Below are 12080 nucleotides of genomic sequence, written 5' to 3' on the forward strand. Positions count from 1 at the left end.
CCCGCTCCGGCGGGACCGTGACAGGGCGCGCCCGCCCGGCCCGTGGCTCAACGGCCGGTGTGCGCCTCGGTGATCGCCAGCGCCGCTGCCATGATGGTCACCTGCGGGTTCACCTGCGGGCAGCTGGGGAGAGCCGAGGCGTCGGCGACGAGCACCCCCCGCACACCGCGCAGGCGGCCCTCCGGGTCGGCCGGGCAGCGCTGCGGGTCCGCGCCCGCGGCGACCGTGCCGGTGGGGTGGTACGCCGTCAGATGCAGTTGCCGCGCGCCGGTACCGGCGAGGACGGTGTCCAGATCCGCGAGGCTGCCCACCCGGGGCGTGGCCGGAATGCCGGTGAGCACTTCCTCGGCGCCTGCGGCGAACAGCAGCTCGCCCATGGCGCGTACGGCGTGCATCAGCCGGCCGGCGTCCCGGCGGTCCAGGTCGTAGCGGAGCAGGGTGCGGTCGCGCCCGAGGACCCGGCCCGAGGGACGGTCGGCGATCATCGCGCCGAGCGTGGCGAGCCGGTCGGCGCCCTCCAGTTCGCGGCGCAGCTCGGCTCCCAGTCCGGGGAGGACGAAGGAGCCCATCCCGGGCGGGGTGGCGGTGGCCTCGATGAGGACGCCCCGCGCGTGGTGCTCCTCCACTCCGACGCTCTGCAGCACGCCCTTCCACGCGGTGACCGGTTCGGCGAAGCGTCCGGCGACGCTCGTGGCCGGGTGGACGCTGAGGTTGTGACCCAGGCGCGGGTGCCGGCCGAGTCCGGAGCGGCGCAGGAGCTGGGGGGACTGCAGGGCGCCCGCGGCGACGACGACGAGCGGCGCGAGGATCTCGAACCCGCCGCCGTCCCGGCGTACCCGCACGCCCGCCGCCCGCGGGCCGCCGGGCCGGTCCGCGTCGACGAGGACGCGCTCGGCCCGCGCCCCGGTGACGATGCGTGCTCCCGCGGCGCAGGCGTCGGGCAGTACGGAGAGCTGGACGCTCTGTTTGGCGCCGGTGGGGCAGCCCACGACGCACTGGCAGGAGCCCTGGCAGCCCGGCGCGTTGCGGCGCAGGGGGGCTGCCCGCCAGCCGAGTTCCCGGGCTCCGGCGAGCGTCAGACGGCCGTTGTCGCCGAGGACGTCGAGAGGCTGGACGGCCACCTTCAGCGCGCGCTCGGCCTCGTCCAGGTACCGGTCGAAGCCGTCGGCGAGCGTGAACCCGAAGTCCTTGCTCCAGCGGGTCAGGACATGGTCCGGAGTGCGGTAGCAGGTACCGGAGTTGACCACGGTCGTACCGCCGACGGCGCGGCCCACCGGCAGCAGCAGGGGCGGGACTCCGACGGCGACGGTCGCTCCGCCGTCGCGGTACAGCTCGGTGAACCGGTCCAGGGGCGGGCGCCGGCCGAACGACTCGGTGCTGTGGTGCCGGCCCTCTTCGAGGACGACCACGTCCAGCCCCACGCGGGCCAGGGTCCGGGCGGCCGTCGCCCCGCCCGCGCCCGAGCCGATGACCACCGCGTCGGCGGTGGAGCGGGCGGGCCAGTCGGACGCGGGCGTCAGGTCGAGGGGCGGGTCCGCGCGCGGGACGGCGCGCGGGGAGGGACCGTCCTGGAGCATCCGCTCGGTGCCGGCCGCCATCAGGACGGGCACCTTGAGCACGTCCAGCAGCGGCTGGAGGCCGGGGCGCGCGGCCAGTTCCGCCAGCACGGACTCCCTTTCGGGGGCGGTGAGGGCACTCAGGGGGCGGCCGGTGCGCACGACGGCGTAGGCGTCCATGCCGCGCGCCGCCGCCCGGACGCCGGCCCGCGCGGCGAACGGCAGAGCGGCGAGCGTCGTCTCCAGCCGGGCGGGGACGCGGCGGGTCCAGTCGGCGCCTCCGTCGTCGGCGATGAGGGCGGACACGAGTCCGGCGAGGCTCATCGGGTGCCCACCTCCGCGTGGGCGGTTCCGTCGAGGGTCCACTCGGCCTCGGTGCGCCAGCCGCCGAACCACCACCGTTCCAGCAGGACGTGCGCGTCGGCACGCTCGCTGTTGCGGCACGTCGCGTGCCGGCCGTCGGGGTCGGTGTAGTCGAGCGCGAGGGTGCGGTCCGCGGGCTGGGTGACCTCGACCCGGACCCGGCGCAGCCCGCTGCGGCCGACGACGGTCCAGGTGGGCAGGGCGATGTCGGCACGGAAGCGTCCCGCTCCGGCCCAGCCGGCCGCGGGCCGCTCGGCCCGGCGGGGCCAGGTGCGACCGTGCCGACGCAGCCGGAGGAAGACCAGCGGAGGAAGCCGGCGCAGGCCGGGGCGCATGGAGACGGCGGCGACGATCTCCAGGACGTCTCCCCCGCCGAGGTCGGCGTGCAGCCAGGCCCAGCGGCGGGCGTTGCCGTGCCCGTAGATGCGCGCCGACGCGCCCGGTGCCGCGCTCAGCGTGAGGGTCTCGCCGTCGTGGGTGAACGTGCCGTCGTAGCGGGCGCGCGCGGCGGGGAGCATCTGGGCGGCCGGCAGCAGCGGGCGGCGCCAGGCCCAGCGGGGGAAGGTGAACAGCGGGCTGTCGGTGGGCTTTTCGGCGAGGTCCCAGCGCAGTGCGCCGCCGTCCGCCGAGCCGGAGAGGCGCCCGGGCCGCACCTCGACTCCGTCGGCGCCGAACCCGGTCTCCCGGGGGCTCCACCCGGTGGGGCCGAAGCGGGCGTGCCGCACCGGACCGTCCTTGGGGAAGAGCGCGGCCCAGCCGTGCGCGTACGGCTCGGATCCGTCGTCGGGGGCGGTCAGCTCGTGGTGCAGCCACAGCCCCGCGCCCGTGGCCGGGTCGGTGACGGTGGTGTACCAGACCTCGGTGCGTCCCGGTTCCCCGCGCCAGCGCGGCCGGAGGAACTCGGCGGGGTCCTCCCGCCTGGGGAACCGGAATCCGGCGAGGAAGGGGAGGAGCCGGGTGGCGAGGGGGAAGCGCAGGGTGCCGGTGCCGATCCGCACGCCGTCCTCGAGGAGGGTGTACGGCAGGACGGTCATGGAGGTCACGGGCCTGCGCGCGGTGACGGACTTCCAGCCGTCGAGGGTGAGCCGGCGGCCGTCGACGGTGAAGTCGAGGCGATAGCGGATACGGCGCCGGGCGACTGGCGAGATCTCCAACTCGCCCTGGACGTCCGGGTCGTCGGCCCATCCGGCGACGCGTATCCGGCCGGTGGCGCGGGCCTCGGTCGTGCCGAGGGGCCGTAGCACCCGGTCGGCCGAGACGGTCAGGTCGAGGCGGGCCCGCCGGGTCCGGTCCTCGCCGTCGAGCCGCAGGGTGCCGAGCATCGTCTCGCTGAAGACCGTGCCGCGGGCGGGCGAGCCACGGTGCCCGGCCGGGGGCGTGGAGGTGCCGGTGCTCATGCGAGACCCTCCAGCATGATCCGCTCGGTGACGGTCAGATAGTGTTCGGCGGCCCGCCGGGCGGCCGCCGCGTCACCGGCCGTCACCGCGTCGACCACGGGTTCCAGTCGCTCGTGGGCCACCTGGGGGTCCGTGAACGGGGCCCTGAGCGCGGCACGCACCGGCAGGTAGGCGTTGAAGAGGGTGTTGGTCAGCAGGACGTAGACGCGGTTGCCGGTGGCGCGGGCCAGGGCGCGGTGGACCTCGATGTCCGCGAGCTGCACGGCGTCCGCGTCCACCGCGCCGCCCACGGCCGCCAACCGGGCGCGCAGTTCCCGCCGTTGCCGGTCGGTCGCCCGGAGTGCGGCGCGCTCCGCCATCAAGGCGCCGACACCGCGCCGTACTTCGAAGACCTCGCCGATCCAGTCGGGGCTGTGCCGTACGAGCATGGGCAGCAGGTCGGCGCCGCCCAGGCGCAGGTAGTCCCGTACACGGGTGCCGACGCCGTGCCGGGTCTCCAGCAGCCCTGCCTGCGTCAGACGGCCGAACGCGTGCTTGAGGGTGGTGCGGGTGACGCCGTATCCGTCGGCGAGCGTGCGTTCCGGGGGCAGGTACGTGCCCGCCGGATGGCGTCCGTCGAGGATGTCCTCCCGCAGTCGGCCCTCCAGGACGTCCACGATGGTCTCTCGGGGCAGTGCCTCCACGCCGTCCTCCCAGTGGCTCAGTGGATGAGCCACTGAACCAGTGCGGCGCGGTGGAGTCAATGGGCACGGCACGGCCGGTCCGGCCCCGCGTGGTGTGAACTGGGCGCGTTCCGGCGGGGATCGGCCCTCAGTGATGTCCGCCGCCCGGGTCCGGCGCACCGCTCATCATGCGGAGCATGGCCGCCCCGCCGGTCCGCAGGAACCGGACCACGAGCACGGCGGCGAGGGCGAGAAAGACGATGTTGAGCCAGGTGGTGTAGTTCCAGCTGACGCCTTCCATGGGGACCTTCGCGTCGGCCTGGTCCGGGATCAGCCCGAGGCCGCCGAAGACGAACTCCACGAAGTACCCCGCGAGAACCATCGCGACGTAGAAGGTGCCGAGGAGGAAGACCGCCATCCTGCGGCCGTAGTACTTCCGGTAGATGTTCAGGATCGGCAGGATCAGCAGGTCGGCGAAGATGAACGCGACCACGCCGCCGAAGCTGATCCCTCCCTGCCACAGCACCACCGCCAGTGGCACGTTGCCGATGGAGCACACGAACGAGGCGATCGCCACCACCGGACCGATGAGGGGTCCCCACAGTTTGGCGGCGAGAGGATGTCCCTCGAAGAAGAAGGCGCGCCAGAACGCGTCGGGCACCCAGGCGGCGACGGCACCGGCGATGAGCAGGCCGACGGCCAGGTCGCGCAGGATGGCCGCCCACTCCATGACGAACACGTGGCTGGTGGCGGTGAAGCCCTCGCGGGAGAACAGGCGCCCGGTGAAGGAGCCGCCGCGCCGCACGGACATGTCCATCGCGGCGTGCCCCTCCATCGACCCGGCGAGACCCTGTTCCGCCTGCTCGCGCGCCTGCCGCAGCAGCGGCTCGCGCAGGAACAGCCGGAACAGGAGGGCCAGCACGAGGATCATCACGGGGCCGCCGACAAACTCGGCCGCGGTGAACTGCCAGCCCATCAGGAGCGCCAGGATGACGCCCAGTTCGAGGACCAGGTTGGTGGAGGCGATCTCGAAGGCCATGGCGGCGGTGAAGTTCGCGCCCTTGCGGAACAGCGAACGGGCGAGCGCCACGGCGGCGTAGGAGCAGGAGGAGGACGCCGCTCCCAGACCGGCGGAGACGGCGAGGGTGCGGGGCCGGTCGTCGCCGAGCAGTGAGACGACGGTGGACTTGCGGACCACGGCCTGGACGACGGCGGACAGGGTGAACCCCAGGACGAGGGCCCAGGTGATCTCCCAGGTCATGGACCCGGTGATCGACAGTGCGTGCAGTACGGCGTGCATCCTCGCAGCCTCCCGTTCGGGGCACCGCGCGCGGGCGAAGGACACGCCGCCGCCGGGAGACGGCGGGGACCGGCGTTCGCCGCTGACCGGTGCACCGCCGGGCGGCCGGCCGCTTACCCCAAAAGTAATCGCCCCCGCGTCCCGCCCGATGGCACGATCATCGACGTCAGACGCCGACCGGCCGGAAGGATGCCATGACCGCCTACGTGATAGGCCACCTGCGGGAGGCCGCCCCGCACCCGGAGATCGCCGAGTACATCGCCCGGATCACCGCGACCTTCGAACCGTACGGCGGCCGGTTCCTCGTGCACGGCGCACAGCACGAGGTGAAGGAGGGCGCCTGGCCGGGGCACGTCGTGGTGATCGGCTTCCCGTCGATGACCGAGGCGCGGGCGTGGTGGGACTCGGACGCCTACCGGGCGATAGCGCCGCTGCGCTCGCGCCACATCGAGGGCGACATCGTCTTCGTACCGGGAGTCGCCGAGGACTACGACGCGACGGCCACCGCCAAGGCCATGCTGGAGGCCCTCCCCCACCGGTGACCGGCCGCCACGCCGGCTGGCACGGCCCGACGCGCGGCCACAGACTGGAAAGGCGCGCGGCGGGCCGTGGCACCGAGCGGCCCCGCGTCGCCGTGGCGGGCGGGACCCGCGTCACCTCGGCTGTCACAGACCCGGCAGCTGTCCTGTCTTGTTGATGTGCGGGTTCCCGCACCGGATCCGGTGAGGCTTCACCGGTGTCCGTCAGCCAAGCCGGATCAACGGATGGAGACAGTGATGAAGATCGTGGTTGTCGGCGGTACGGGGCTCATCGGCTCGCAGGTGGTCGCGCTGTTGCGCGGTCGGGGTCACGAGGCGGTGGCGGCCTCTCCCTCCTCGGGCGTCAACGCGCTCACCGGCGAGGGTCTGGCGGACGCCCTCAAGGGCGCGGACGTGGTCGTGGACGTGTCGAACTCCCCGTCCTTCGACGCCGAGCCGGCGCTGGACTTCTTCACCCGGTCGGGGCAGAACCTCGGCGCGGCGGAGCAGGAGGCGGGTGTCCGTCACCATGTGGCGCTCTCCATCGTCGGCGTCGACCAGGTGCCGGACTACGGCTACTACCGGGCCAAGGTCGCCCAGGAGGAAGCCGTCCGGGGCAGTGGCGTCCCGTACAGCATCGTGCGCGCCACCCAGTTCTTCGAGTTCGTCGCTCCGGTGATGGACATGACCAGCGAGGGCGGGGAGGTGCGACTGCCCTCCCTCCGGCTGCGTCCGATCGCCTCCGCCGATGTCGCCGCGGCCGTGGCCGAGGCGGCGCTGGCCGAACCGTCGAACGGCGTGCGCAACATCGCCGGACCCGAGGTGCACGGGCTCGACCGGCTCGGTGAGATCACCCTGGAGGTGAAGCCCGACGGCCGTACCGTCGTCACCGACGAGACGGCAGGGCTGTTCGCGGGGATGCCCGACGTGCTCACCGGCGACGACACGGTGGACGTCGTGACCACCCGCTACGAGGACTGGCTCAAGCGGAACTGACCCTCGGGCCGGGGGTACGGCACGCGTCCACGGACCACACGTGCGCGCGTGCCGCCCTTCGGCACGGCCCTTCTTGCTACGGCTGCCCGGTGAGCCTGTGTGCCGACCGCTCGTACGCCCGTAGCTTGTCGGGCGCCAGCACCCAGTAGAGCCCGTCGATCCCGTCCGGGCCCACGGTGACGCTCACCAGGGCGACGGCGGCTCCGTCCTGGGCGAGCAGCACGGCGGGCCGGCCGTTCGCCTCGACCACGTCGTACACGGCCCGTGGGAAGAACTTCCGCGCGAACGAGCTGACCCTCGCCACCCGCGCTGCTCCCCCGACCTCCAGGCGTGCCACACCGCGCATGCCGTTGCCGTCCGCGTACGCCACGACGTCCGCCGAGAGCACGTTCTCGAGTGCGGCCACGTCACCGTGGCGTGCGGCGGCGACGAACGCGTCCAGCAGGCGCCGGTGCTGGGCGGTGTCGACGGGTGCGCGGCGCTCGGCGGCCAGGTGTTTGCGGGCCCGGCTGACGATCTGCCGGGTGTTGGCCTGACTCAGTTGCAGGATGCCGGCGATCTCGTCGTAGGCGTAGGCGAACGCCTCGCGCAGGACGTAGGCCGCCCGCTCCACGGGATTCAAACGCTGCAGGACGAGCAGCACGGCCAGTTCCAGGGCCTCGCCGCGCTCCGCGCCGACCTGCGGATCCACGCTGGTGTCCACGGGTTCGGGCAGCCACGGCCCCACGTAGGCCTCACGGCGGACCCGTGCCGACCGGGCCACGTTGACCGCCAGTCGGGTGGCGATCCTCGCCAGGTACGCCCCGGGGTCGAGCACCACGCTCCGGTCGGTGCCCTGCCAGCGGACCCACACGTCCTGCACCACGTCCTCGGCCTCGGACACGCTGCCCAGGACGCGGTAGGCGATGCCGAACAGCCGTGGCCGCAGCCGCTCGAACGCGTCCGCCGCCGCCCGCAGCGAGTCGCCGGTGAGGGGCTGTCGCTCGTCCATGGTGCCGATGCCTCCGCGGGTCGCCCCGGTGCCCTCGCGGTGGTGTGCCTGCGGCGCGGGGAGGGCCCGCCGTGATCCTACGGCGGCCCTGTCGCCGGGGCGCGCGGTACCGGGACCCGCCGTCCGGGTCAGGACCCGGATTCGGGTCCCCGCAGGACGGCCCGGGCCGCCGCGCGGTGCTCGGCGGCCCCGGCCGGGTCCGTGCCGTCGAGCACGACCGCGATGCCTTCGTGGGCGAGCGCTTGCGCGTACCGGTTGCCGAGCCCCGGAGCCAGTTCCAGCGCCTGCCGGTGCAGCCGCAGCGCCTCCTCGGGCAGACCGGCGAGGCGACAGGTCTCGCCGTAACCGTACAAGTAGTGGATCTTCCAGTGTTCCTCGAACAACTCGTCCAGCAGCGCGAACGCCGCCCGGTGGCTGGCCAGTGCCTCCTCGTAGCGGCCCATCCGGCGCAGTGCCACGCCCAGGCTGTTCAGGCACCACGCCTGGTTGTCGAGGTGCCCGTCCTCGCGGGCGATCGCCAGCGCCTGCCGCAGGTGCCCCGCGGCCTCGTCCGGTTCCTCGTGGGCGATGGCGACCCCAAGCGTGATCCGGGCGGTCAGGGCGGGCGGCCAGCCGGGGTCGTCGTGCGGCAGGCTCAGCACCTCGCGCGCCAGCCGTGCCGCCTCCGTACGGTGACCCAGCTGGAGCATCGCCCAGGCCTCGGAGGCGGCCGCGTGCGCGGCGCCCGTGGGGCAGCCCGCCTGCTCGAACAGCTTGCCCGCCAGACGGAAGAGGTCGAGCGGCTCCTCGACGTGCCCCGTGTCCCAGCTCAGATAGCCGCGGCGCAGGGCCAGCTCGGCCTCCGCCCGCACGTCCCCGGCCCGGGACAGCCGGAGTCCGGCCGCCTCGTAGGACGCGGCGGCCTCGGCCGTCCGGCCCGCGTTGTACCGGGCGAAGCCGAGATCGCTGTGCGCCTCGGCCAGTCGCAGCGGGTCCCCGAGGCGTTCGGCGGCGGCGAGCGACCGTTCGAAGAGGACGTTCAGGTGTGTCGTGCCGCAGCGCCGCGCGAAGTAGGCGCGCAGGAACCGCGGCAGCTCGCTCACATGCGCGTCGGCGCCGACGGCGGCCGCCGTCTCGAAGGCGGCGATCAGGTTGCCGTACTCCCCGACGAACCAGTCGAAGGCGGCGTTCCTGTCCGCGAACCGCGGCAGCGCGGCCGGGGGCCGGCCCGCCGCGACCGCACGGCCCGCCGACAGGAACGGCATCGCGGCGTCGGCGGCGGCCGCCGCGTGCACGTAGTAGTCGAGGACCCGGCCCAGTGCCCGTTCGCGCTCGGCCGCGGGGTCCTGCTCCGCCGACGCCCGCCGCGCGTGCTGGTGCACCAGGTCGTGCAGCCGGTAGCGGTCCGGGGTGGGCTGCTGGACGAGGTGCGCGTCGACCAGGTCCTCCAGCATGTCCTGCGCGCTGTGCAGGGGCACGTCCGCCAGCGCCGCCGCCACGTACGCGTCGAAGGTCGCTCCGGGCAGCAGGGCGAGCATCCTGAACAGCCGGGCCCGGGACCGGTTCAGCTGGCGTACGGACATGGCGAACGCGGTGTCGAACTCGCTCGCGCCCTGCGCCAGCCGCTCGACGAGGATGCCCACGGTCCATCCGGGCCGGTGCCGCAGCCGGGCCGCCGCGAGGCGCAGGGCCAGCGGCAGCCGGCCGCACAGCCGCAGCACCTCGGCGGCCGCCTCCGGCTCGCGGGCCAGTCTGCCGTCGGGGCCGCCCGGGTCGCCGCTCGCCCGCGCCAGCAGCTCCGCGCTCTCCCGCGGGGTCAGCACGTCGAGGGAGACCGGCGGCACCTCGTCCAGACCGAGGAGCCGGTTGCGGCTCGTGATCAGGGCGACGGACGGACCGGCGCCGGGCAGCAGCGGGCGGACCTGATCGGCGTCGGCGGCGTTGTCGAGGACCACGACGACCCGTCGGCGGGCCAGCTCCGACCGCCAGCAGGCGGCCAGCTGCTCGATCCCCTCCCGAGGGACCCGCTCGGACGGCACGTCGAGCGCGCCGAGCAGCATCCGCAGGGCGGAGTCCGGGTCGAGCGGGGGCCGGCCCTCGGTGAAACCGTGCAGGTCCACGTAGAGCTGGGCGTCCGGGAAGCCGACGGCGAGGCGGTGCGCGGCGTGCACCACCAGGCAGGTCTTACCGACGCCCGCCATGCCGTCGACGGACACCACCCGGTGGCTGTCGACCGCGGCGAGCAGCTCGGCGAGCCGCTCCTCGCGTCCGGTGAAGTCGGGGACGTCGCGCGGCAGGTCGTTGCGCGGCACCGGCCGCACCTGGCGGCTGCTCTTCGGCGGCGCCGGCAGCGGGTTCGACGTCCGTTCCCACAGCGGGCGCAGCGGACGCGGGTCGCGCCGGACGAGACGGCAGAGGGCGACGACCGCGGGCCACGGCGGCACGGTCTGCCCGTTGAGATAGCGGGACAGTGAGGAGGAGCTGAGGCCGGTGTCCCGGGCGAGGGCCCGTACCCCGAGCCCGGAGAGTTCCTGGAGCAGGCGCAACCGGGCCGCCAGTTCCTCCAGTGGGTCCGTCTGGGTGTTCCGCTCGTGCGCGTCCACGTTCCCCCGCCTCCCCGTCCCGTGACGGCGCAAGTCTTCCCAGCCAAGTCCCGGCTGGTCAAGGCTGTTTCAGCTGTCCCACGGTGTCCCGTCGCCATGGTCGTGGGGCACCGGCCGGGCTGTCATGGAGTCACGCCCCGCCGCAACGGGGCACCGACCCGAGAGAGGGAGACCGATGCAGTCTCGTATGCAGAACCCCGCCGTCGTCCTGTCCGACGCGATGCGCCCCATTCAGGAGATCTTCAAGGCCGTGCACTCCGGTGGCGTGGACGGGCGGACGCTGGAGCTGGTGCATCTGCGGGTGAGCCAGATCAACGGCTGCAGCGCGTGTGTCGACGCCGGGGCCAAGTCCGCCCGCAAGGCGGGGGTGGACGACGAGCGGCTGGCGACGGTCGCCGCCTGGCGTGAGGCGCCGTACTTCAGCGACGAGGAGCGTGCGGCCCTCGCCCTCGCCGAGGCCGCGACGCGGCTGGCCGACCGTCCCGACCCGGTGAGCGACGAGGTCTGGGACACGGCCGCCACCTACTACGACGAGAAGCAGCTCGCCGCGATCGTGCTGATGATCGGCGTCACCAACCTGTTCAACCGGCTCAACGCCACGACCCGCCAGATCGCTGGCGCCTGGGGCTGACCGGTACGGCGGCGGCGATGCCGCCGTACCCGCCCGCAAGGCGGTCGCCTCGGCACCTGAACGCCCTGAAGTCGTATCCCACCAGCAGCAGTCCGGGAGGACGCACCGTGAAGAACGCACAGCAGCCGGCCGCTACCGCCACGTCCGGGGGATTCACGGACGAGGAACGCGCCGCGATGAAGGCGCGTGCCCGGGAGGTCGGCCCGGCCGCACGCAGAGGATCGAAGGCGGACCGCGCGGCGGCGGACGAGGCGGCCGTCCTGGCGAAGATCGCCGAGATGCGGGACTCGGACCGGGCCATGGCCGAGCGGCTCCACGCCGTCGTCAAGGCGCACGCGCCCGGCCTCGCGCCGAAGCTCTGGTACGGGATGCCCGCGTACGCCGAGGACGGCAAGGTCGTCTGCTTCTTCCAGAGCGCGCAGAAGTTCGGCACCAGGTACGCGACGCTCGGCTTCAGCGACAGGGCCCGCCTCGACGACGGCACCATGTGGCCGGCCGCGTACGCCCTGAGGGAACTGACCGCTGCCGACGAGGCGAGGATCGGCGCGCTGGTACGCCGGGCGGTGAGCTGAGACCGGTGCACGGGAGCCCCCGACGGGCGGCCGCCGGCCGGTCCACGTGGGCCGGTCGGGCGAAGGGCCGCCGCTCAGAGCCGGATGCGCGAGGAGAACACGCCGAGACCGGCGGAGGCGGCCTCCCGCCACACGCGCAGGGGGCCGTCGAGGAGTTGCCGGGGATCCTCGTCCCCCGGCCAGTCGCCGATCCGGGCCAGTGCCCGGGTTCGTTCCTCGCCGGCCAGGGCGAGGACCGCTTCGACACGGGGCAGGCGGTGGCGTACGGCGGCGGCGCTCAGTACGGCGTCGCCGGCCCAGCCGGGCAGCGTCCCGGCGCGCTCGGGGCCGAGTCCGTGGAAGAGGGCGGCCACGGGATTGTCCTTGCGGATCGCCGCGGCGAACGGTGCGACGCGTGCGTCGAACCGGTCCCACCAGGCGAGGACGTGGAGTGCGCCGTCCTCGTCGTCGAGCGCCCCTATGACCCAGAATCCGGACGATCCCATACCGGGCACCCCTCTCTCGTCCCCGGC

Annotated in this window: 11 protein-coding genes; 4 read left to right on the forward strand and 7 right to left on the reverse strand. The window is 74.1% G+C overall.

Features of this window, described 5'->3' with window-relative positions; translation table 11 throughout:
* Positions 1 to 47: 47 nt before the first annotated feature.
* From ACF08B_RS22615 to ACF08B_RS22630, 4 genes are all read right to left on the reverse strand, one after another.
* Complete coding sequence (locus ACF08B_RS22615; protein WP_392319014.1) at positions 48 to 1880, reverse strand: GMC family oxidoreductase N-terminal domain-containing protein; 1833 nt, start codon at positions 1878 to 1880, stop codon at positions 48 to 50.
* On the reverse strand, positions 1877 to 3316 hold the full coding sequence (locus ACF08B_RS22620) for a hypothetical protein (RefSeq protein ID WP_392319015.1): 1440 nt from the start codon (positions 3314 to 3316) through the stop codon (positions 1877 to 1879). Before ACF08B_RS22620 ends, ACF08B_RS22615 begins: the two co-directional genes overlap by 4 nt.
* Positions 3313 to 4032, reverse strand: coding sequence for a FadR/GntR family transcriptional regulator (locus ACF08B_RS22625; protein WP_392319016.1), 720 nt, complete (start codon positions 4030 to 4032; stop codon positions 3313 to 3315). Before ACF08B_RS22625 ends, ACF08B_RS22620 begins: the two co-directional genes overlap by 4 nt.
* Before the next feature lie 94 nt (positions 4033 to 4126).
* Positions 4127 to 5278 carry a permease gene (locus tag ACF08B_RS22630; protein ID WP_392319017.1) on the reverse strand — a complete coding sequence of 384 codons (1152 nt, stop codon included), beginning with the start codon at positions 5276 to 5278 and terminating at the stop codon, positions 4127 to 4129.
* Between the two features lie 194 nt (positions 5279 to 5472).
* On the opposite strand from ACF08B_RS22630, the gene ACF08B_RS22635 reads away from it, so the two are divergent.
* Positions 5473 to 5820 carry a DUF1330 domain-containing protein gene (locus ACF08B_RS22635; RefSeq protein WP_392319018.1) on the forward strand — a complete coding sequence of 116 codons (348 nt, stop codon included), beginning with the start codon at positions 5473 to 5475 and terminating at the stop codon, positions 5818 to 5820.
* A 234-nt stretch (positions 5821 to 6054) separates the two neighbouring features.
* Positions 6055 to 6792 carry an SDR family oxidoreductase gene (locus tag ACF08B_RS22640; RefSeq protein ID WP_392319019.1) on the forward strand — a complete coding sequence of 246 codons (738 nt, stop codon included), beginning with the start codon at positions 6055 to 6057 and terminating at the stop codon, positions 6790 to 6792.
* Positions 6793 to 6868: 76 nt separating this feature from the next.
* On the opposite strand, the gene sigJ is transcribed toward ACF08B_RS22640, so the two are convergent.
* Together sigJ and ACF08B_RS22650 are read right to left on the reverse strand one after the other, a co-directional pair.
* A complete protein-coding gene (gene sigJ / locus ACF08B_RS22645; RefSeq protein WP_392319020.1) occupies positions 6869 to 7783 on the reverse strand; it encodes an RNA polymerase sigma factor SigJ in 915 nt (304 codons plus the stop codon).
* Positions 7784 to 7911: 128 nt separating this feature from the next.
* On the reverse strand, positions 7912 to 10365 hold the full coding sequence (locus ACF08B_RS22650; RefSeq protein ID WP_392319021.1) for a tetratricopeptide repeat protein: 2454 nt from the start codon (positions 10363 to 10365) through the stop codon (positions 7912 to 7914).
* Between the two features lie 175 nt (positions 10366 to 10540).
* Between ACF08B_RS22650 and ACF08B_RS22655 the strand changes: the two genes are divergently transcribed.
* On the forward strand, positions 10541 to 10996 hold the full coding sequence (locus tag ACF08B_RS22655; RefSeq protein ID WP_392319022.1) for a carboxymuconolactone decarboxylase family protein: 456 nt from the start codon (positions 10541 to 10543) through the stop codon (positions 10994 to 10996).
* Between the two features lie 176 nt (positions 10997 to 11172).
* Positions 11173 to 11568 (forward strand): iron chaperone, encoded by a 396-nt coding sequence (locus tag ACF08B_RS22660; protein WP_392319254.1) that lies wholly within the window; start codon positions 11173 to 11175, stop codon positions 11566 to 11568.
* Positions 11569 to 11642: 74 nt separating this feature from the next.
* On the opposite strand, the gene ACF08B_RS22665 is transcribed toward ACF08B_RS22660, so the two are convergent.
* Positions 11643 to 12053 carry a hypothetical protein gene (locus tag ACF08B_RS22665; protein WP_392319023.1) on the reverse strand — a complete coding sequence of 137 codons (411 nt, stop codon included), beginning with the start codon at positions 12051 to 12053 and terminating at the stop codon, positions 11643 to 11645.
* Between the last annotated feature and the right edge of the window lie 27 nt (positions 12054 to 12080).

It is taken from the genome of Streptomyces sp. NPDC015139 (assembly GCF_043079785.1).
Lineage (GTDB): Bacteria > Actinomycetota > Actinomycetes > Streptomycetales > Streptomycetaceae > Streptomyces > Streptomyces albidocamelliae.

Bases quoted from the DNA above. Each gene is read 5' to 3' on its own strand.
- ACF08B_RS22615 (WP_392319014.1), bottom strand. From the start codon at position 1,880: ATGAGCCTCGCCGGACTCGTGTCCGCCCTCATCGCCGACGACGGAGGC.
- ACF08B_RS22620 (WP_392319015.1), bottom strand. From the start codon at position 3,316: ATGAGCACCGGCACCTCCACGCCCCCGGCCGGGCACCGTGGCTCGCCC.
- ACF08B_RS22630 (WP_392319017.1), bottom strand. From the start codon at position 5,278: ATGCACGCCGTACTGCACGCACTGTCGATCACCGGGTCCATGACCTGG.
- ACF08B_RS22635 (WP_392319018.1), top strand. From the start codon at position 5,473: ATGACCGCCTACGTGATAGGCCACCTGCGGGAGGCCGCCCCGCACCCG.
- ACF08B_RS22640 (WP_392319019.1), top strand. From the start codon at position 6,055: ATGAAGATCGTGGTTGTCGGCGGTACGGGGCTCATCGGCTCGCAGGTG.
- sigJ (WP_392319020.1), bottom strand. From the start codon at position 7,783: ATGGACGAGCGACAGCCCCTCACCGGCGACTCGCTGCGGGCGGCGGCG.
- ACF08B_RS22655 (WP_392319022.1), top strand. From the start codon at position 10,541: ATGCAGTCTCGTATGCAGAACCCCGCCGTCGTCCTGTCCGACGCGATG.
- ACF08B_RS22660 (WP_392319254.1), top strand. From the start codon at position 11,173: ATGAAGGCGCGTGCCCGGGAGGTCGGCCCGGCCGCACGCAGAGGATCG.
- ACF08B_RS22665 (WP_392319023.1), bottom strand. From the start codon at position 12,053: ATGGGATCGTCCGGATTCTGGGTCATAGGGGCGCTCGACGACGAGGAC.